Here is a 20,152-nt window from a genome sequence, read left to right on the forward strand (position 1 = left end):
CATTGAAAATAAAAAAAATAAACTGGATTTCACAAGAAGCTTCAGAAGCTGAAGTAATTGTAACAGATGGTGAACTTGAAATAATGTGTTTTGCACAACCATTAAATTACCTTGAAGAAAGTGAACTATTAGAGCCTATTTATTGTTTAAATGTCTCAGACCTTGTGAAAGCTGAAATGTCAGAGTATAGAATTGAAAAATTAGATGATAATTTTAGCTATAGATTTATAGGACAATTAATTGATAAGCATGATGAAAAAGTGAAAATAGGTGAACTTTTATTAGAATTGGATAACAATCTACCAGGAGATATAGCTGAAGGCGATTTTATAAGTTTTAGTTGTCAACGATTAGATATTTATTAATATAAGGTGAAGTCTTAAATAAATAGAGTTGAAAAATAGTATACCTACACTAAAAGACGATGTGATCAGATACTTCTATTACAAAGATGGCCTATTGCATTGATAAGGGAATGAAAAAGTGCGGAGTCTTTAGTGGCGTTAAATGAACAAAAAAGAAGAGCTAACTAAACAAGTTCAAATAGTAATCATTCTAGAAAAAGAATATTCTCATGAGATAAATCAAGGTGTTCTTCAATTAATATATAAAAGATATAAGGATGCTCGAAGGATTATTCAAAAAAATGAAGATTTCCAAAAGGTCTGTATTATAGTCGGAGTAAGAGCTTATTTGGATAGTGACAATGACTATCTAAATCCCTTTCTCTTTCTAAACGAATGACATAAAGCGAATGTATAAAAGGGTCATGAAAAAATCAGCTGGTTAAAATATATCTCAACCTTTTAGGAGGCTCTCAAAAAATGATCAATTTACCTCAAATCCCAAACTTGCTCATGAACGAACCAGCAACTGACATACACATCAAAGAGCTAGAATTCCAACTCAACATGATTTTGCCTCATGCCTATAAAGCCTTACTGAAACATATCAATGGGTTATCCATTGGCGGTGAGCTACTTCTATACGGTACTGAGGACATTGTGGAACGTAATGAAACGTGGGAGGTCCATCATTATGCAAACGGCTATGTGGCGATTGGCGATGATGGCGGCGGGCAAGTATTTCTCATGCAACAGGCTGAAGAAGAGAAAAAAGTATGGATCGTCGATGCTGGTGTGATGGACCCTCAGCATGCGGAGTTGATGACCGAAAACTTGATAAAATGGGTAAGTGATGGCTGTATCATAGAAACATGATCCATATAGGAGATGATCACATTGCCTTGGAACACATTGATCGCTGCCGGTCTCATGGTTGGGGTACCTTTCATTTTGTTCGCCACTGTTTATTTCATCATGAAAACCAAGAACAAGAAAACCAAATCATCCAACTGAAACACTCTGTGACGCCCATTGTCACAGAGCTTTTTTTAAAATAGATCAAACAACACCCTTGGCATGTCACTTATTTTCCCTCCATTCCTCCCATGTTATAATAAACACAGTTTATGAACGAGAGGATATGTAGGAGATGAAAAATGAACCTATTGAGTTACTGACGCAGCCAACATGGCGAATCATTGACCAGTCGAGTCTGGGTCCTTATGTGGATGCGAAGCAATCTTTTGCCATGGATGATACGCTTTGTACGTCGGTTGGAAAAGGCTTATCGCCAGCGACGGCGCGCTCTTGGGTGCATCACAATACGATTGTGCTTGGGATTCAGGATACGAGACTTCCCTTCCTTCAAGACGGCGTGAGACTACTTAAAGAAGAGGGTTATCGTGTAATCGTGCGGAATTCAGGCGGTCTTGCTGTGGTTCTGGATGAAGGCGTATTGAATATTTCCTTAATTTTTGCAGAACAAAAGAAAGGCATAGATATCGACCGCGGGTATGATGCGATGGTGGCGTTGATCCGTCGTATGCTTGCGATGTATCAGGCTGATATTAAAGCTTATGAGATTGTCGGTTCTTATTGCCCAGGAAGTTACGATTTGAGTATTGATGGGAAGAAATTCGCAGGTATTTCTCAGCGCAGGTTGCGCGGGGGGGTTGCCGTGCAAATCTATTTGTGTGCAGATGGAAGCGGCAGGGAGCGAGCAGATTTAATTCTCCGGTTTTATGAGGCGGCATTAAAGGATAAACGACAAGAAGTGAAAGCCGCATATCCAGATATTCAGCCTGATACGATGGCATCCTTATCTGAATTAATAGGTGAACCGATTGACTGTATGTTTCTCATGCGTCTTTTGCTAGAAGAGCTAAAAAAGCTCAGTGATCAGCAGACAGCTTCCGGTCTAACCCCAGAGGAACAGTTAGAGTTTGAGAAAAACATGATGCGCATGATCGAGCGGAATGAGAAGGTATTTAGCTTGTAGAGAAAGGTTTTTTCTACAAGCTTTTTAATTTAGTTTATATCATAAAAAGTGGGTAAAATTTTCAAGAAAGATGTTGGAAATGGAAATATTGTGATATATAATGCTTCATATATGGGAAGATAAAATGAAAAACTCTATAGCTCATATTGTTTATTTTTTACTTGAAAACATAGTGTATCATGTGAGTATATTTGAAAAAATAGTGGTGTATCTTTTACTCGAGTGTTCTGTCTTCTTTTTCCACATGGACTTTTTGAAATTCCTGCACTGCTTTTAAGTGGTTCAATCGGTTTTATGAGCATAAAGATGGTCTGGGATTTATGTTTTACGAATCGAGAACATGCTTTAAAGATTGGAGTTAAACAGATCACTATGTGTGCGGTCTTTGTTGTTGTTCTAATAATCAGTGCAGCCTTCGTGGAGTCTTATTTGACACCTTTTTTATGTTGTAAGGAGAGATGAGTTTGAAATCGACCAACTATCTTTTAGGTATGCCAGTTATACTAGCAGTGGGTTGTCTTGTGTCAATGTCTCATGTTTTTTTATTTCCTGTATTGACATTTGGGCTTGTTGGTTTGTATTTGTTTATATTTTCTTCTGTTCAAAACAAGTGGGTCAACTATTTTTTCTTACTCATTTTTGTTCTGAACCTTTTAGCTAGTATTGCGCTTTACTTTGACAAACAATCGTAAATAGAGAGCGACAGGATGAAACATCTAGTATGGTGAAGCCGGAAGGAGTCGTATCTTGAAATCAAAAAACGGCAGTTACCTTTATTTACTTTGGCTCCCTATCATGATTGGAGCCGGCTATGGTATTTCGCTTTTCGTACCGTTTCTTCAGCCTGTACTGACACTTGGAATCGCAGGACTTTATATTTTTATCTTTGGTGATTTTCAGGTGAGACAGGTGAAGTATATCTTTATGTTCGTTTTTCTGATCAATGTCCTTTTTAGTGTGATGCTGTTTTTGGATATTTAAAAAAGTGCTTCCCTCAGGTGGGGAGCACTTTTTGTTATTCGGCCATTTTTTCAAGATTGCCGTTGCGATCCATTTTAAAGGTTGGTGCGGCATTATCTTCATCCTCAAATAAAACTAGTTTTCTTGCACGGTTCATAATTTTTACGAGTGTTTCATAATCTTCTTGAATGGTGAGCTGATCCTTTTCAAGCTTTTTCACTTCGGCTTCTAATTGCGCGACTTTATTTGAAAGTTCACTGTTTTCACGTTTTAACCGGCTGTTTTCCATACGCAAGGCAGAAGATTGTTGTCCCTCGCCTTCATAGCGGCGTAAGAAATGAATGATATCTTCTATTGTTAGTTCCTCGCGCTGCTTGACAGGAGGAGCTTCCGTTTTTTTCTCCTTGACGTGGGATGACTGTGACAATAAATGTGACAAACTAGCTAACTCTTCATTGTAACTTTGATCTACAAACTTGAGCTGTTCTGCTGTTTCAGCCGCAGGTGCAAATGTTTCTTTTTGTGCTGGTTTCAGTTCTTGAGATAATTCCTCATTTGTGATTGTGTCCTCTACTTGCGGTTGATATAGTAAGCGTTTCTTCGCAGGCTGTCCATTGCCGAGTGCGCGCATTCGTTGTTTTCGTTGTTTTTTGGCCAGTGCCAATGCTTTTTCATATTGATGTCTGACAACGGCATTCCATCTAAACCCGCATGCCGCCGAGGTGCGATTGAGCTTATCTCCTACTTCTTCAAAGGCATTCAACTGTGTGCTGCCCTCTCTAACATGACGTAAGACGGTTTCTGCCAGAAGGAGATCATTTTCCTCTGACCAGGCATCTTGTCTTTGTTTTGACATTGTTTAAACCCCCAAATGATTTGATGATATTAGATTAGCCAAGTTCATGATGGTTTATACAAGTTTGCTAAAAGGATAGTGGAAAATACTAGCTTTTATATGAACATGTTAGGTAACAGAATGCGTCTTGCAAGTCCAGCCGCTTCGATGTACAATGTTGGGTGGTATATTCTTAACGATTGCTTGTCCAACTGTTTCATATAAAACGAAGTTTTATCATTGAAAGGAAGCGTAAGACAATGGCTAATGAGTTTCGCGTATGTGACGATTGTGATGCGACGAACCTAAAGACGTTATTGCCTCGACTCAAATCGGTTGATCCTGATGCGAAAATTGAGATTGGTTGTCAATCCTATTGTGGTCCAGGACGAAAAAAGGCATTTGCGTTTGTGAACAATCGCCCATTATCAGCACCAACAGAAGATGAACTACTCGAAAAGATTCAAAAGAAAGTCAAATAAATGTCACTGAATGTATTCAGTCGTTCAAAAAAAGGTCCGTCCCTGTCAGGGCGGGCTTTTTCCGTCCGTTTGATCAACGAGAACACATTCTCCAACAAATTCAAGGATGTTTTCGGGGGAATTTTCCCGATATAATAGAAACACGTCTTAAAAAAGAGGGACGAAACGATGGCGTATCCAAAAGGGAAATTATCTGAAGAAAAAGTATTTAAAGATCCTGTGCACCGCTATGTCCACGTACGGGACGCATTAATATGGGATTTAATAGGAACACGAGAATTTCAGCGCCTTAGACGAATAAAACAGCTAGGAACAACTTATTTGACGTTTCACGGTGCAGAACACAGCCGGTTTAATCATTCACTCGGTGTATACGAGATTGTGAGACGGATTGTAGATGATGTGTTTAAAGGGCGCCCTGAATGGGATGAAGGGGAACGTGAGCTTGTGCTGAGCGCAGCTTTGCTTCATGATCTCGGACATGGTCCGTTTTCTCATTCCTTTGAAAAGGTCTTCCACTTAGATCATGAATCGTTCACAAGAGATATTATTCTAGGAAAAACTGAAGTGAATGAAGTGTTGAGCCGAGTTAGTGACGATTTTCCGAAGCATGTGGCTGAAGTGATTGCAAAAACATATCAAAACAAACAGGTGGTCAGTTTGATTTCCAGTCAAATTGATGCCGACAGGATGGACTACTTACAGCGTGATGCTTACTACACAGGCGTCAGCTATGGTCATTTTGATATGGAACGTATTTTGCGGGTAATGCGTCCGAGAGAAGATCAAATTGTGATGAAGCAGAGTGGGATGCATGCCGTAGAGGATTACATTATGAGCCGCTATCAAATGTATTGGCAAGTATACTTCCATCCAGTTACACGCAGTGCGGAAGTCATTTTAACGAAAATCCTTCATCGAGCGAAAGAGCTGCATGAAACCGGCTATATGTTTACACATGCCCCTGTTCATTTTTACTCGATTTTTGAGGGGAATGTCACAACAGAGGATTATATTAAGCTGGATGAATCCATTGTCTTGTTTTATTTTCAAGCGTGGGAAGATGAAGAGGACCACGTGCTCGCTGATTTGTGTCGCCGTTTTATGAACCGCCGTTTATTCCAATATACAGAGTTTAATCCAAACGAAGAAATGACGAAGTTTTTTAAGTTGACTGCCTTGTTCAAAGAGGCAGGCATTGATCCAGATTATTATTTAGTGGTCGACTCTTCCTCTGACTTACCTTATGACTTCTACAGACCGGGGGAAGAAGAAGAGAGACTGCCGATTCACCTCATGACACAGAGTGGTCATATTAAAGAACTGTCGAGACAGTCAGATATTGTCGACGCCATTTCCGGTAAACGAAGAACCGATCACAAACTTTATTTCCCGATGGACTTAATTGTAGATATGTCGGAAAAAGCTGAAGAAAAGAAGGCGATCATGAAGCTGCTTGGATTGGGATAAGGAAGTACTGAAAAAGGAGATGTCGGGAATTTGTTGAAAGAACATGCAAAGTTGATGAAGGTATTCTCTGAATCAGGAGAAATCGTTGGACGGAAGAAGCTGCAAAAAATGATTTACATAGCAAAAAAGTTAGACTTGCCTTTTTATGAGAAATACGATTTTCATTTTTATGGTCCGTATTCAGAGGAGTTGACGCTCAGGATTGAAGAGCTGTGTAACCTTGGATTCTTGGACGAAATGAAGGAAAAAAAGGGCGGATACTATCAATATCGCTATTCGCTAACGGATAATGGGAAGGAATTTCTCGATCAGTGTGAAGTGGACATGCCTGACGTTAAGAGGATTACTCAGCAGATGAATCAGCAATCGTCCCGTTTTCTTGAGCTCGTCTCGACGATTTTATACTTTGATGACTTGTCTCAAGATGAGGTGAAGGAAAAGGTCTTCACAATTAAAAGGAAGCAGCGGTATACGGACGAAGAGTTTGAAGCCGCACTTAATTATATTGATCAATTAAGAGAATTGTGCTAGTTTTGCCAAAACGCCCGACAGAATTCGGGCGTTTTTTTTTTTGTTTGTGAGGACCCATGCCAAAAGCGCTATTTACTAATGAAATGTGTGCCAAAATATCTGAAAAATTAGTGAATATGTCGTCATTAGACTACATTCTTGTGAATCTAACTTCCTGTTTTTGACTGAATAGAAGGAAAATGGTGAATTTTCAGTGAATATATAACCTTGTTAAAAACAAAGGAGGGATAGGAATGAGAAAACGATCAGTCTTTTTGTCATTTTTATTGGTAGGTAGTTTGTTACCGGGGGTAAGTTCTGCTTCAGCACCATTAACGAGTGCAGGTCATGATCATGATCATCATGTGCCATTTGAAACACATATCAGTGATGGGTTGCCAAAGGCAAACGATTTTAAAGATTTGATGACAGCTCCTTCAATTGAGCGTGATGTAACGACAAAGGTTTTAGATGAATCTGGTAAGCAGGTTGGATCAAGAACCTTTAAGGCGAATACAGGAGATTCTATTTCAACGAAAGCAAGCACAGGCAGTCAAAAAGTGACAGTCTATGCAGTGGCAGATGCACAGTATCGTGCGAAATATAGCGATTGGCAAACACGTATTGCCAGCATCATTGAGCAAGCGGATGTCACATTTAATCGTGACCACGATGTCGATTTTGTTGTACAAGCCGTAGGGTCTTGGACGTCTTCTGGGTCTAACGCTGATCAAATTCTTTCAAACCTTCAGCGTAGCTTTGATGGCAGAGGGTATGACTTTGTGACAGGATTTACAGCAAATCCAAACTTTGATGCTGGCGGTATCGCTTATGTATATAATAGTGCTCCGAGCGGAAGTGCATTTGCCGTTAACCTTGATCAAGGAACAGCGAATACAGCGAAAGCAGCTACTCACGAATATGGTCATAACTTTGGTTTACCTCATGACCCTCAAGGAAGTGGTATTGTTTGCTTAATGAATTATGATTATTCTTACACAGTCGATTTTTTTGATGCTGCACATAAAAATCAAGTGAATCGTAATAAAGCTTGGTATAGATAAGATAAGAAACAAAAAGGACAAACACTCAAACACGAGGGGTTTGTCCTTTTATATGCTTACTGGTCGCTCATTCGTTTTCCTGCTACGGCATAGTGTTCTTTTTTCATTTCTTCAATAATGACAGAGACTTTTTCTGCTCCTGCGCCTGTTGTTTCCACAACTGCAGCTGTTACTTTTTCCACAAGTGCTCTTTTTTGTTCATCTGTTCTTCCTTCAAGCATTTGTACGGTGACAATCGGCATATTCAATCCTCCTTTTTCCTTCAATGTTACGCTTCCCTTTAGTTTAAGGAACTTCTTATAGTATACTGAATGAAGTAAATCATTGTATAGAAAGAAAGAGGGATTTATGTCTTTGGACCAATTGTTTGTTTATCCATTAGAACTCATTCCATTTGTCGCCATTACGCTTGTTGTTGCGTTCACGATGCACGAGCTGGCTCATGCATCTGTTGCTTATCGTTTTGGAGACCCGACGGCTAAGAATCAAGGGAGACTCACGTTAAACCCACTGAAGCATCTCGATATATTCGGAACGATTTTGATCTTTGTGGCCGGGTTTGGCTGGGCGAGACCTGTACCGGTGAATCGTTACCATTTTAAAAAACCGCGCTTAGCAGGGATTTGTGTCTCCATTGCTGGGCCCTTAAGTAACTTGGTGCTGGCGTTTTTGGGCTTTTTTGTGTATGTGCTTCTTCAGAAATTTGGCGGGGAGTGGGTCATGCGCTTTGAGCCGGGAATCGATAATTTCTTCTTAATCTTTATTAACTTAAACGTCATCTTGTTCCTATTTAACTTATTCCCACTTCCGCCGCTGGATGGGTATCGAATTATTGAGGACGTCGTCAGCCCTGGTATCCGGGCGAAAATGACGCAATTTGAACAATATGGGATCATTATTTTTCTCATATTCGTGATCACACCGCTGGGACAGTTTGTGTTTGGTCCATTGATCGGAATGCGGGATCAAATCATATACTGGTTTAATCTTATTTTGAAGCCGCTGCTTTAGGAGGTCAGATGAATGGAAGGTAAAAAAAAGAAACCAATTGGTTTTAATATCATTAAAAAAACAGATGCAACTGACGGGCATGGAGGTTTTGGGGCAGGTGCGCTCAGCCTTGATAACATCTCACCCGTCATTATTGATGTGGAGGAGAAGGAAGCTTTCATTGATATCGGTGCGATGCATGCAAGAAGTGCAGTAGAAAAAGGAATTAAATTTTTGAAAAATAAAGAAGAGGTTCCAAACGGAAAACCATATTGGCTCGTGTGGGTGACCATTGACCGCAGGGAAGTGGGTCCTTATTACGCAGGGGTGACGGCATGTGAAATGACGGTCGACCGTTCGATTCGCCGCGGATATAAGTCGCTCCCAGAACATGTGAATTTAATGGATAAATCAATGAAACGTAACATCATCGTGGACCATATGGATGATTCGTCCAAGAAGGTACTCGCTGATTTCTTAAAGACACATAATGAAGCTCTTTGGGAAGCATCAACAGATGAATTGAAAAAAGGTCTCGCCGTCGCTGATTAATTGTGAATTTTTTGTGAAGAATGGCTGGAAGGCTACCCATTCTAGCTGTTTTTTGAGTAAACTGGTGTTAAAGCTAGGACATGGAGAATCCCGAGATTTGTTCATCTCGGGTTTTTTCATGTCTTTTTTTATTTTATCGGTTCAACCATTTTTCCCACCATTTTCTTGGCTTTTGATCTTGAGGCGGATCTTGATCCACTGCCTTTTTCTCGGCGCCATTACATACCCCTGTCGGTTCAGTTCCTTCTATAAAATAAGTGAATACTTTTGATTCACATCCGGGGCCTGCGATATCACCGGTTTTTGGGTTGATATACACGCCTTTCACTCCGTCCGGCGGCATAAAGGAGGAGGCTGGTTGATCTTCAAGGGCTGATTCCATAAAATCTGCCCAGATTTTTTTCGCATAGGCGGTTTCTTCAACAGAGTCAATAGTGCGTCCTTTATCATATCCAGTCCACACCCCTGTGACGAGCTGCGGGGAAAAACCAATCATCCAGCTATCGGCTCCAGTTGTCCCAGATTTCCCGCCATATGTTCGTGTGAGTTCCTTCATGATGGTGCGACCGGTGACACTCGTATACCCGTTTAGTTGATCATTGAACATGCCTGTCATCATGTCTGTTATGACAAATGCCGCTTTTTCATCAAGCACTTGCTCTCTTTTTTGTTTCTCCTCAAAGAGTACGTTGCCTTTTGCATCCGTTACTTTGGTGATAAAAGTTGGTTTCACCCGTTTGCCCCCGTTCACAAGCATGGCATACGCATTTGTCATTTCAATGGGCTTAACAGGTGACGTACCTAGAGCAAGAGAAGGGACTTGATCCAGTTTTTCATGGATGCCAAATGTTTTGCCAGCACGTACAAGCTGTTCCATCCCTAAAAACAGATGGGTTTTGACGGCATATATATTATCAGAGAGAGCCAAGGCTTGAAGCATTGTAATGCCGTCATTGGCGTAATAGCCGTGATAGTTGCTTGGCGAATAGGTAGCGTCGTTTCCTTGATCGTCGAGTTCAAATACAGTTTCCTCACTTCGCATCACTGTCGCTGGTGTAAATCCATTTTGCACTGCAATGTAATAGAGCAATGGTTTCATGGTTGAACCAGGCTGTCTTTTAGCTTGTGTGACCCGATTGAATGGGCTTTTCTTATAATCTCTTCCGCCAACTAAGGCAAGCACATGCCCTGTCTGGGGATGAATAGCTGTGAAGCCAATCTGGATGTCTGAATGAGGACTTATGGTGTCTTTCATTGTGTTCTCAGCGATTTTTTGCAAAGCAGGGTCCAGTGTTGTTTGAATATGAAGTCCATAGGTTTCAATCTGTTCCTCTGTTAAGTGAAGGTTTTGTTTCAGCTCTCTGATCACATCATCATAAAAATACGGTGCTTGTTTTGCTTGCAATTGCTGTTTTTGCAAAGGACGATAAGACAGTTTTTCTTGAGCCGCATCAGCGGCTGCTTTCTTTGAGATCATCCCATCTTCTTGCATTTGTTTCAGGATCATCATTTTTCTTGAATGGGCTTTCTCCTGATTGACATAAGGAGAATAGAGGGAAGGACCTTTTGGGATTCCGGCGAGCAGGGCGGATTCGGCTAAAGTCAAATCCTTTGCTTTTTTTCCGAAATAAAGTCGAGAAGCGGCTTCCACACCATACGCACCGTGACCGTAATAGATGGTGTTCAAATAGCCTTCTAAAATTTCATCTTTTGTATAGTTTTGCTCTAAGCGAATCGTGTAAAATGCTTCATTCCACTTTCGCTTCCATGTTTTATCGTGATCTAAATAAAGGTTACGCGCGTATTGCTGGGTGATCGTGCTGGCACCTTGGACCTTTGCCATGGCACGGATATCAGCCACCGCAGCACCTGCCATCCGTTTGATATCAAACCCATGATGCTGATAAAAAGTTTTATCTTCAACGGCCACAACTGCTTGTCTCATGTAAGGAGACATCTCTTTCAATGGAACCCAATACCGTTTTTCTCCAAAATTGGTTTCTCCAAGCTTCGAGCCGTCCGCTGCATAAATGGTCGTGGATTGAGGAACTTGCACAGAAGGAGCACCTTGCCATTTTGCCAGTAAAAGGATTGTCAAAAATACAGTCCCTGCAAATAGAAAGGCGAGCAGGCCAATAAAAAAGCATGCTCGAATCGTTTTCATGGTCATGCGGATTCTTTTATTACTCATGATTGTGTCCATGCAAAGCCCCCATTTTGCCGTTTTTTATCAGTATGGAACAAAGAAAACTGTTTTAAACAAGCGAATGCATTGGCTTGATGGAAAAATGAAGATATGTCATGTGGTTCTTTACAATTTGATATGAATCCACTATACTTTTTTCTTGGACAATTGCGATATGTAATAGCCGTTACAGTGCTAACAATAGATGTTTGTTTATTATTGGATGAGAGGAAGATGAACAATGAGCGAGCTTTGGTATACAGAAAAGCAAACGAAGAATTTTGGCATTACATTGAAGGTCAATAAAACCCTTCATACGGAGCAAACAGACTTTCAACATTTAGAGGTGGTGGAAACAGAAGAGTTTGGCAATATGCTGTTTTTAGATGGCATGGTGATGACGTCAGAGAAGGATGAGTTTGTATACCATGAGATGGTGGCGCATGTTCCTCTTTTCACTCATCCAAACCCTGAAAATGTACTAGTCGTAGGTGGGGGAGACGGCGGTGTCATTCGTGAAATCCTCAAACATCCAAGTGTGAAAAAAGCGACACTTGTTGATATTGATGGCAAAGTGATCGACTACTCGAAGAAATATCTTCCTTCAATTGCTGGCAAGCTCGATGATCCTCGTGTCGATGTCAAAGTGGGAGACGGTTTTATGCACATTGCAGAAGCTGACAACGAGTATGATGTCATCATGGTGGACTCTACTGAACCAGTAGGACCAGCGGTTCATTTGTTCTCCAAAGGATTTTACGCAGGAATTTCAAAAGCATTAAAAGAAGACGGCATTTTCGTTGCACAAACGGACAATCCTTGGTTTACACCAGAATTGATTACGAATGTACAGCGTGATGTGAAAGAAATCTTCCCGATTACAAAGCTTTATCTTGCAAACATCCCAACGTATCCGAGCGGGCTTTGGACATTTACGATGGGTTCGAAGAAATATGATCCACTTGCGGTGGAGGACAGCCGTTTCTTCGATATTGATACGAAATATTATACGAAAGAATTGCACAAAGCGGCGTTCGTTTTGCCGAAATTTGTGAGCGACTTAATCAAATAATCAAGTAAAACTTGGAATGCGCAAATGACTGTTTGCGCATTTTTTGAAAGCTAAAAGGAGGAATCTTTGCATGAGATTTGACGAGGCTTATTCAGGAAAAGTATTTATTGGAAGTCTTCCAACATGGGAAGATGCAAAAGTGATTTTATATGGCATGCCGATGGATTGGACAGTGAGCTATCGCCCAGGTTCACGTTTTGGTCCGAACCGCATTCGAGAAGTATCCATTGGTTTAGAAGAATACAGTCCTTATTTAGATCGTCAGTTGCATGAAGTACCATTCTTTGATGCCGGAGATATTCCACTTCCATTTGGTAACGCACAAAAAAGCTTAGATTTAATTGAAGAGTACGTCGACAGTATTTTAGAAAAGGGCAAGTTTCCATTAGGAATGGGCGGGGAGCATCTAGTCTCTTGGCCTGTCTTCCGTGCCATGCATAAGAAATATCCAGATTTAGCGATTATTCATATGGATGCCCATACGGATCTGCGTGAGGAATATGAAGGTGAGCCGCTATCACATTCTACACCGATTCGTAAAGTAGCAGAGCTGATCGGTCCTGAAAATGTGTTCTCTTTCGGTATCCGTTCTGGTATGAAAGAAGAGTTCGAATGGGCAAAAAAAGCCGGCATGCATATATCTAAATTTGAAGTGCTGGAGCCATTGAAGGAAGTATTGCCGAAACTGAAAGGTCGTCCAGTTTATGTGACCATTGACATTGACGTACTTGATCCAGCACATGCGCCTGGTACAGGAACAGTTGATGCTGGCGGAATTACTTCTAAGGAATTGCTTGCGTCTATTCATGCCATTGCTGGTTCTGATGTGAACGTTGTCGGTGCAGACCTTGTGGAGGTTGCGCCTGTATACGATCACTCCGACCAAACAGCGAATACAGCCAGCAAGCTTCTTCGCGAAATGCTGCTCGGGTTTGTGAAATAAATCGTGATATAAGAGCTTGCCATTTAAATTGGACAAGCTCTTTTTTTAGCTTGGTTGATCATTGGATTTATTCTGTTTTTCAGCTTCATTTTCTCTTTTCCTTTTTTTACAGTGAAATAGCCCATTCAAACAACGTTTATTCCAAGTGAAGTTTAGAAATGATGGTATGATAGGCGAACGTGAATATGGTATACTATTTTAGTTAAACGGGTCTTAGCAAAGGAAGTGCAAAATGACACAAAACCAGATTTCAATTCATGTAAAGTCAGTGATGAGACCAGAGACGGAGCAAGCTGAAACAATTGAATTCCGAACAACTGGAACGTATCAAGAGATAAATGACAAAACGTATCTCACTTACTATGAAGAACATGAAATGGGTAAAGTGAAAACCGTTGTGAAAATGAGTGAAAAAGAGATTTTTGTCATGAGATCAGGTGCTATTCATATGAAGCAACGTTTTCTCATTGGAGAAACGACAGTGACACATTACAAAATGCCATTTTGCACACTTCAGCTTGATATGCACACACATGGCATCGAACTCGATGAGGAAAATGGGTTATTGCACATTACGTACGATATGCTGACAGGTGAAAATCAAAAGCATTTACATACATTATCTATTTCGTATAAGGAGGATTTACGTTCATGAATATCGCAGAACAGGTCAAAGATGCGTTAAAGAAAGAGATAATCGCCGCAGTCGTCAAGGCAGGACTTGCCACAGAAAGTCAGGTGCCTGATGTCTTGCTAGAAGTGCCGAAGGAGAAGGCGCACGGAGACTATTCCACCAATATGGCAATGCAGCTTGCAAGAATCGCAAAGAAAGCACCACGTCAAATTGCAGAAGACATTGTGGCGGTCTTTGATAAAGGGAAAGCATCTATTGAAAAGCTTGATATTGCCGGACCAGGCTTTATTAACTTTTATATGAACAATCAATATTTAACAAAATTAATCCCAGCTGTACTTGAAGCAAAAGACGCTTATGGAGAAACAAATACAGGGGGCGGACAAAAAATCCAAGTTGAATTTGTTTCTGCAAATCCAACTGGAGACCTTCACCTAGGACATGCACGCGGGGCAGCCGTAGGTGATTCGCTTTGTAATATCCTTGCTAAAGCAGGCTATGAAGTGAGCCGTGAATACTATATCAATGATGCGGGCAATCAGATAAACAACTTGGCGTTATCTGTAGAGGTACGCTACTTCGAGGCGCTTGGTCTTGAAAAGGAAATGCCAGAGGATGGCTACAGAGGGGAAGACATTAAAGGAATTGGTCAGAAGATTGCCGATGAATTTGGTGATCGTTTCGTGCATGAGCCAGAAGAAGAACGAATGAAGTTCTTTCGTGAGTACGGTTTAAAATATGAATTAGAGAAACTACGTGTAGACCTAGAGAATTTCAGAGTTCCGTTTGATGTATGGTATTCAGAAACATCCTTATATGAAAACGACAAAATTGAGCCTGCACTTAAAACGCTTCGTGAAAAAGGCTATATCTATGAATCAGAGGGTGCGACTTGGTTTCGTTCGACTGATTTTGGCGATGACAAAGATCGCGTCTTGATAAAAAAAGATGGCAGCTTCACCTATTTGCTCCCAGATATCGCATATCATAAGGACAAGCTAGACAGAGGTTTTGACCAACTGATTAACATTTGGGGGGCAGACCACCACGGCTATATCCCTCGAATGAAGGCGGCGATTCAAGCGCTTGGATATCCAGCCGACAAACTTGAAGTGGAGATCATTCAGCTCGTTCACCTATACAAAAATGGTGAAAAGATGAAGATGAGTAAGCGTACAGGGAAGGCTGTCACCATGCGTGATCTCATTGAGGAAGTCGGATTAGATGCGACTCGTTATTTCTTTGCAATGAGAAGCGCGGCGACACATATGGACTTTGACCTAGACTTAGCGATTTCAACGTCTAATGAAAACCCAGTGTATTATGCACAGTATGCACATGCGAGAATTTGCAGTATGTTGCGTCAAGGTGAAGAAAAAGGCTTTGAGCCGAGCCTTGAAAAAGCAGATCTTACTTACATCCAGTCGGAAAAAGAATACGATCTTCTGAAAATCATTGGCAGTTTTCCAGAGGTTGTGGCAGAAGCAGCTGAAAAGCGTATTCCGCACCGCGTAACAAATTATATTAACGACTTGGCATCTGCGCTTCATAGCTTCTACAATGCTGAGAAGGTCATTGATGTAGAAGACGAAACAAAAACAATTGCACGTCTGACATTAATGAAGGCAACACAAATTACCCTATACAATGCATTAAAATTGATCGGTGTATCCGCTCCTGAAAAAATGTAACATGAACAAGACCCGCTTAGGAAAAAGAGCGGGTCTTGTTTTTAGTGATGAATGATCATGTTGCTTGTGTCAAAAAATCATATTGTCTGTTTTTTCGCTAATGCATTTGTTTTTCATTCGACCATCCACTGTAAGCATCAAATTCTGTCGACCTGTCAATGATAGAAGAAAGCTTAAACGACAATCTGCGTTTGAGCCAAGCTGTAAACAGGGTATAAAAGAGAAAAAGACGGAGACGAATGAGGCGGAAAACGGTGGAAAAGAGAAGACTGGAATTTTTATTTTTATATTTCATGATATTGGGCGCATATGCTGTGTTTTGGCTGCCGATACCAGCATGGAGCAGCCAGTTGTATGCTACTTTTTATGTTGCCATTATTTTATTTAGCGTCGTGTCACTGATGCTAGAGAATCGCACATCACAGCACACACTGTTATGGATGTATGTACTGATCTTTTTCCCGATCATTGGGTATCTGTTTTATTTGTTTTCAGGACAGCTCTATGTAAAAGGGCACTTGTTTAAATCAAAGAGAATGTATAACCGTGAGAAGTTACGTAGAATATCTGAATTGGAGAGTCGGCCGGATGAAACGTGTTTAACAGATAGCCAGCGTGCTTTTTTTCACTATACAGAAAAGGCGACAGGCATGCATGTGAATACGAATAGTAATATGGAAATTTTAAAAAATGGAGAAGAAACTTTTCGGCGAATGTTTGAAGAAATAAAAAAGGCTGAAACGTTCATTCATCTTGAATACTACATGTTTAAATCTGATTTCCTCGGTCATCGGATGATGGAGATTCTCATAGATAAGGTGAAAGAAGGCGTTGAGGTTCGCTTTATTTATGATGCGGTGGGCAGTATTCGTTTTTCACGCAAAGATATTCAACGATTGAAGCAAGCTGGTGTAAAAGTGGCTCCATTTTTACCGTTGAAATATGGATTTTTTAATCAAAAAATCAACTTCCGAAATCACCGGAAAATCGTTGTGATTGATGGAAAGACTGGGTTTGTCGGTGGATTAAATGTTGGGAAAGAATATGTAGGGCGAGATGAAAGTATCGGCTTTTGGCGTGACACGCATACGATATTGAAGGGTGAAGCTGTTCAGACTCTTCACTCTATTTTTATGTTGGACTGGGAGTACGTATCAGATGAAGTGTTAATCGATGACCCGAAGTATCATACACCACATCCTGTCACAGGAGAGGACGTCATTCAAGTTGTACCAACCGGTCCTGATATGAAGGAAAGTATGAGTGATTTATATGATGCACTCATTTCCAATGCCAAGAAGTTTGTTTGGATTGCCACACCTTACTTTGTGCCAAATGAGTCGATTCGGACAGCACTAAAAATCGCTGCCACAAGAGGTGTCGATGTGCGTGTGATGGTGCCGGAGACGAATGACGGCTTCTTGACGCAGTACGCCACACGATCATATTTCCCAGAGCTTTTAAAAGAAGGCATTAAAGTGTATCACTATCAGAAAGGCTTTATGCATCAAAAGGTCATGATTGCAGATGGAGAGCTGGCCTCTGTTGGCACAGCGAATGTCGATATGAGAAGCTTTCAGCTCAATTTTGAGGTCAATGTGTTTATGGCTGCGAAGAAACCGATTGCACAATTGATAGCACATTATGAAGAAGATATGAAGGAATGTGAGCAGATGGGACCGGTTCATTTTTATAAAAGAGGCTTGAAGGAACGTTTAAAGGAATCTTTTGCCCGATTGTTTTCAGGTGTGTTGTGAAACGTGTCATTGGAAGAAATCATTCGTTTTCATAAAACGAAACTCCTTTTCTATAAACATGATGTCGGTCAATGGAGTCGTCCACCAACTGCAGTCTTCCGCCGCGTTTTTATGATCGTGATGATGGAGAGATCACCATTGATGGCGTGAACACGAAATCAATGGCATTGTCTCCAGTTCTCATCTTTGATGAAACAACGTTAGCACATTTGGCAGCCGATCAGACAACATGGCTCATCGACTTGCAATGATAAAAATTGCAAATTGTATCATTGTGGTCATAGAAAACGGCATTCAAGAACAAGGCCGCCACCAAGACTTAATCAAAATGGGCGGCGTATACAGCAGACTGCACGAAGCGCAATTTGGGCATGAATGAAAAACTCTTTTGAAGAAGGGCTTTTTTTGTCAGGATAGAAAAAAATCGTGTAGGAAGGATCTGATGGAATGAAGGGGCTTCGGCGATTACAAAAGGGAGATAAGATCGGTATTTTTTCACCTTCAAGTCCTGCATCAGCGACCTCGCCTCTTAGGTATCAGCGGGCGAAGAAGTGGCTTGAGCAAAAAGGATTCATTGTGGTACCAGGATCATTAACAGGAAAAGAGGATCACTACCGTTCAGGTACGATTCAAGAACGAGCGGATGAGCTGAATGAGCTTATGGCTAGGGAAGACTTGGCGTGTGTCATGTCAATGATTGGCGGGACAAATTCAAATAGTTTGCTGCCTTATCTTGATTTTGAGCTGCTGAATCAACATCCGAAAATCATGATCGGTTATTCAGATGCGACAGCGATTCTTTTAGCCGCCTACGAAAAAACGGGACTGCCTGTTTTCTACGGACCGGCGCTTGTCCCATCTTTTGGAGAGTTTGAACCGTTCGTCGTTTATACATATCAGTCGTTCGAAGACATCCTGATGCAGCCTCAAACCATTCCTTATCAAATCAAAAAACCACCCTTTTGGACGGATGAACGAATCAATTGGGAAGAAAAGACACATGATAAAAAGCAGCGTCCAAACGATTGGCTGAGCGTCATAGAAGGGCAGGCTGAAGGCAGGTTGATCGGCGGGAACCTGAATGCAATGTACGGAATATGGGGCAGTGAGTACATGCCCGCAATCCAAAAGGGAGATATTCTCCTCATTGAAGATTGCATGAAAACCGCTTCGGTTGTAGAAAAAAACTTCTCTTTATTGAAAGTAAATGGAGTGTTTGAGCGGGTATCAGGTATTCTTTTGGGAAAACATGAGCTGTTTGATGATGAGGGAACGGAAAAAGAACCTTACGAGATTTTACTTGAGGTGCTTGGAGAGACAAAGAGACCGCTCATCGCAGATTTTGACTGTGCCCATACACACCCGCTGCTTACGATGCCAATCGGGGCACAAGTGAAAATGGATGCAGCTTCAAAACAAATTTGGTTAACAAAAGAGTGGATATAACAAAAGAGCGGCCTGAGGGCTGTTCTTTTTTATGAAACCTACTCTTTTTCAAATGACTGTAGAAGATCTTGCGCTTTTTTCCCCTCTATGACAATTAAGTAGTCATACTCTAAATGAGTGAGCCTAAAGGTTTCAAGCTCTACGATGTTCTTTGCTTTCGTAGCGATTTGGATTGAATAGATTTGAGACACCTTCATATCCTCCTGATAATTACTTTTTCACAAGTTTGCATAAGGATTAACCTTTCTCTATGATTTCCACTCAATGGTTCCTCCGCCTGTTCGCTTGTTGCCTCTTATCGCAGACAGCTCTTCGACAAGACGGAGCAGTGCCTGATCCTTTAACTTCGCCTCAATCATAAAATCTACATCACGCCCATACGGTTTTAATGCATGAAAAAGCGGTAAGACAAAGGACATATCTACACCATCTGCATGACTGCGTATGGCTTTTTCTGATTTCGGTGAGGATAAATGGATTTTAGGCGGAATGCCAGTGCTCGTCCAAGTATCGAACATTCTTGGCAGGATGTCTTCAAGCACGGCATCATCATCTTTATTGGCCACGTGATGGTGGTAATCAAAAACAAATGGAATACCCTGCTTTTCACATACACTAAGGGTTTCTAACGATGTATACGTTTTGTCATCATTCTCAAGCGTCATTCTTGCCTTGATATGCGCCGGAAGCTGTTTGATATTGTCATCAAAACGTTGAAGCGCCGATTCTTTATCGCCGTACGCACCGCCCACATGAATGTTTATATAGCCTTTCTTTTCGAGCTTCATCGCCTCAAGCATTTGATAATGGTACGTCATATCAATCACGGCATTTTCTGTGATTGAAGGCTTTGGGCTAGTAAGCAAGGTAAATTGGTTAGGGTGAAAGCTCACACGCAGCCCATGCCGTTTCACCAACTCGCCAATCTCAAGAAACTCCTTTTGAAAAGGTGTCACAAAGTCCCAGCGCACCTCGGGATGGGTCGCAAGCGGGACGATCGAACTTGAAAAACGGTAAAGCGGGATATCATGGGCAATGGCGAAATAAAGGGTCCTTAACGTATTCACGAGATTGGCTTTCGTTGTACGTAATAACGCCTCCTGCCTGTCCTCTTTTGACAACTTGCTGTATCTTGCGAAGGTCAGCGACTTAGCAGGAGAAGCGTCCCATAATGTGACCGCATTAGATACATAACCAAAGCGATAACGCATAGGTCAT

General features: G+C 41.2%; 25 protein-coding genes and 1 pseudogene. 21 read left to right on the forward strand and 5 right to left on the reverse strand.

Annotation, left to right across the window (positions count from 1 at the left end):
* Window positions 1-2: 2 nt before the first annotated feature.
* The 7 genes from ACIQCE_RS06140 to ACIQCE_RS06170 all read left to right on the forward strand — a co-directional run bounded on the left by ACIQCE_RS06140 (window position 3) and on the right by ACIQCE_RS06170 (window position 3,324).
* The gene (locus ACIQCE_RS06140; protein ID WP_400494022.1) at window positions 3-365 is read left to right on the forward strand and encodes a hypothetical protein; all 363 of its coding nucleotides are present in this window, start codon (window positions 3-5) and stop codon (window positions 363-365) included.
* A 142-nt stretch (window positions 366-507) separates the two neighbouring features.
* Window positions 508-744 (forward strand): hypothetical protein, encoded by a 237-nt coding sequence (locus ACIQCE_RS06145; RefSeq protein WP_400494023.1) that lies wholly within the window; start codon window positions 508-510, stop codon window positions 742-744.
* Window positions 745-824: 80 nt separating this feature from the next.
* A complete protein-coding gene (locus ACIQCE_RS06150) occupies window positions 825-1,220 on the forward strand; it encodes an SMI1/KNR4 family protein (protein ID WP_400494024.1) in 396 nt (131 codons plus the stop codon).
* A 274-nt stretch (window positions 1,221-1,494) separates the two neighbouring features.
* Window positions 1,495-2,343 carry an octanoyl-[GcvH]:protein N-octanoyltransferase gene (lipL, locus tag ACIQCE_RS06155; protein WP_400494025.1) on the forward strand — a complete coding sequence of 283 codons (849 nt, stop codon included), beginning with the start codon at window positions 1,495-1,497 and terminating at the stop codon, window positions 2,341-2,343.
* Between the two features lie 222 nt (window positions 2,344-2,565).
* Complete coding sequence (locus ACIQCE_RS06160) at window positions 2,566-2,805, forward strand: stage II sporulation protein M (RefSeq protein ID WP_353854291.1); 240 nt, start codon at window positions 2,566-2,568, stop codon at window positions 2,803-2,805.
* A 2-nt stretch (window positions 2,806-2,807) separates the two neighbouring features.
* Window positions 2,808-3,035, forward strand: coding sequence for a DUF5970 family protein (locus tag ACIQCE_RS06165; RefSeq protein WP_400494026.1), 228 nt, complete (start codon window positions 2,808-2,810; stop codon window positions 3,033-3,035).
* Window positions 3,036-3,090: 55 nt separating this feature from the next.
* Window positions 3,091-3,324 carry a DUF5970 family protein gene (locus tag ACIQCE_RS06170; protein WP_400494027.1) on the forward strand — a complete coding sequence of 78 codons (234 nt, stop codon included), beginning with the start codon at window positions 3,091-3,093 and terminating at the stop codon, window positions 3,322-3,324.
* 34 nt (window positions 3,325-3,358) lie between these two features.
* Here the strand turns inward: ACIQCE_RS06170 and ACIQCE_RS06175 are convergent, their stop codons facing one another.
* Complete coding sequence (locus ACIQCE_RS06175; RefSeq protein ID WP_400494028.1) at window positions 3,359-4,159, reverse strand: RsfA family transcriptional regulator; 801 nt, start codon at window positions 4,157-4,159, stop codon at window positions 3,359-3,361.
* A 239-nt stretch (window positions 4,160-4,398) separates the two neighbouring features.
* On the opposite strand from ACIQCE_RS06175, the gene ACIQCE_RS06180 reads away from it, so the two are divergent.
* From ACIQCE_RS06180 to ACIQCE_RS06195, 4 genes are all read left to right on the forward strand, one after another.
* A complete protein-coding gene (locus ACIQCE_RS06180) occupies window positions 4,399-4,620 on the forward strand; it encodes a YuzB family protein (RefSeq protein ID WP_353854295.1) in 222 nt (73 codons plus the stop codon).
* Window positions 4,621-4,788: 168 nt separating this feature from the next.
* Window positions 4,789-6,090 carry an HD domain-containing protein gene (locus tag ACIQCE_RS06185; protein ID WP_353854296.1) on the forward strand — a complete coding sequence of 434 codons (1,302 nt, stop codon included), beginning with the start codon at window positions 4,789-4,791 and terminating at the stop codon, window positions 6,088-6,090.
* A 30-nt stretch (window positions 6,091-6,120) separates the two neighbouring features.
* Entirely contained in the window at window positions 6,121-6,621 is a 501-nt protein-coding gene (locus ACIQCE_RS06190) for a YwgA family protein (RefSeq protein ID WP_400494029.1), read from the forward strand.
* 233 nt (window positions 6,622-6,854) lie between these two features.
* Window positions 6,855-7,664 carry a zinc-dependent metalloprotease gene (locus ACIQCE_RS06195; protein WP_400494030.1) on the forward strand — a complete coding sequence of 270 codons (810 nt, stop codon included), beginning with the start codon at window positions 6,855-6,857 and terminating at the stop codon, window positions 7,662-7,664.
* 56 nt (window positions 7,665-7,720) lie between these two features.
* On the opposite strand, the gene ACIQCE_RS06200 is transcribed toward ACIQCE_RS06195, so the two are convergent.
* Window positions 7,721-7,906, reverse strand: a complete 186-nt coding sequence (locus ACIQCE_RS06200; protein WP_353854299.1) for a 2-hydroxymuconate tautomerase — start codon at window positions 7,904-7,906, stop codon at window positions 7,721-7,723.
* A 106-nt stretch (window positions 7,907-8,012) separates the two neighbouring features.
* Between ACIQCE_RS06200 and ACIQCE_RS06205 the strand changes: the two genes are divergently transcribed.
* Entirely contained in the window at window positions 8,013-8,675 is a 663-nt protein-coding gene (locus ACIQCE_RS06205) for a site-2 protease family protein (protein ID WP_400494031.1), read from the forward strand.
* A 12-nt stretch (window positions 8,676-8,687) separates the two neighbouring features.
* Window positions 8,688-9,206 carry a YwhD family protein gene (locus ACIQCE_RS06210; protein ID WP_400494032.1) on the forward strand — a complete coding sequence of 173 codons (519 nt, stop codon included), beginning with the start codon at window positions 8,688-8,690 and terminating at the stop codon, window positions 9,204-9,206.
* A 133-nt stretch (window positions 9,207-9,339) separates the two neighbouring features.
* Here the strand turns inward: ACIQCE_RS06210 and ACIQCE_RS06215 are convergent, their stop codons facing one another.
* A complete protein-coding gene (locus ACIQCE_RS06215) occupies window positions 9,340-11,409 on the reverse strand; it encodes a transglycosylase domain-containing protein (RefSeq protein WP_400494034.1) in 2,070 nt (689 codons plus the stop codon).
* A gap of 223 nt (window positions 11,410-11,632) precedes the next feature.
* On the opposite strand from ACIQCE_RS06215, the gene speE reads away from it, so the two are divergent.
* From speE to ACIQCE_RS06255, 8 genes and pseudogenes are all read left to right on the forward strand, one after another.
* Complete coding sequence (gene speE, locus ACIQCE_RS06220) at window positions 11,633-12,463, forward strand: spermidine synthase (protein ID WP_400494035.1); 831 nt, start codon at window positions 11,633-11,635, stop codon at window positions 12,461-12,463.
* A 70-nt stretch (window positions 12,464-12,533) separates the two neighbouring features.
* Complete coding sequence (gene speB / locus ACIQCE_RS06225; protein WP_400494036.1) at window positions 12,534-13,406, forward strand: agmatinase; 873 nt, start codon at window positions 12,534-12,536, stop codon at window positions 13,404-13,406.
* Window positions 13,407-13,638: 232 nt separating this feature from the next.
* Window positions 13,639-14,061 (forward strand): YwiB family protein, encoded by a 423-nt coding sequence (locus ACIQCE_RS06230; protein WP_400494037.1) that lies wholly within the window; start codon window positions 13,639-13,641, stop codon window positions 14,059-14,061.
* The gene (argS, locus tag ACIQCE_RS06235) at window positions 14,058-15,731 is read left to right on the forward strand and encodes an arginine--tRNA ligase (RefSeq protein ID WP_400494038.1); all 1,674 of its coding nucleotides are present in this window, start codon (window positions 14,058-14,060) and stop codon (window positions 15,729-15,731) included. The genes ACIQCE_RS06230 and argS overlap by 4 nt, the downstream gene beginning before the upstream one ends.
* Before the next feature lie 254 nt (window positions 15,732-15,985).
* Window positions 15,986-17,488, forward strand: coding sequence for a cardiolipin synthase (gene cls, locus ACIQCE_RS06240; RefSeq protein ID WP_400494039.1), 1,503 nt, complete (start codon window positions 15,986-15,988; stop codon window positions 17,486-17,488).
* Between the two features lie 71 nt (window positions 17,489-17,559).
* Window positions 17,560-17,739, forward strand: a complete 180-nt coding sequence (locus ACIQCE_RS06245; protein WP_400494040.1) for a hypothetical protein — start codon at window positions 17,560-17,562, stop codon at window positions 17,737-17,739.
* A pseudogene (locus ACIQCE_RS06250) lies at window positions 17,718-17,867 on the forward strand (hypothetical protein); the annotation flags it as partial. The gene ACIQCE_RS06245 and the pseudogene ACIQCE_RS06250, both read left to right, overlap by 22 nt.
* A gap of 68 nt (window positions 17,868-17,935) precedes the next feature.
* Window positions 17,936-18,934 carry a S66 family peptidase gene (locus ACIQCE_RS06255; protein WP_400494041.1) on the forward strand — a complete coding sequence of 333 codons (999 nt, stop codon included), beginning with the start codon at window positions 17,936-17,938 and terminating at the stop codon, window positions 18,932-18,934.
* A 38-nt stretch (window positions 18,935-18,972) separates the two neighbouring features.
* On the opposite strand, the gene ACIQCE_RS06260 is transcribed toward ACIQCE_RS06255, so the two are convergent.
* Entirely contained in the window at window positions 18,973-19,125 is a 153-nt protein-coding gene (locus ACIQCE_RS06260; protein ID WP_400494502.1) for a hypothetical protein, read from the reverse strand.
* 57 nt (window positions 19,126-19,182) lie between these two features.
* On the reverse strand, window positions 19,183-20,145 hold the full coding sequence (gene uvsE / locus ACIQCE_RS06265) for a UV DNA damage repair endonuclease UvsE (protein WP_400494042.1): 963 nt from the start codon (window positions 20,143-20,145) through the stop codon (window positions 19,183-19,185).
* Between the last annotated feature and the right edge of the window lie 7 nt (window positions 20,146-20,152).

Source organism: Bacillus sp. NPDC093026 (genome assembly GCF_044754665.1).
GTDB classification, from domain to species: Bacteria; Bacillota; Bacilli; order Bacillales; family Bacillaceae; genus Bacillus; species Bacillus maqinnsis.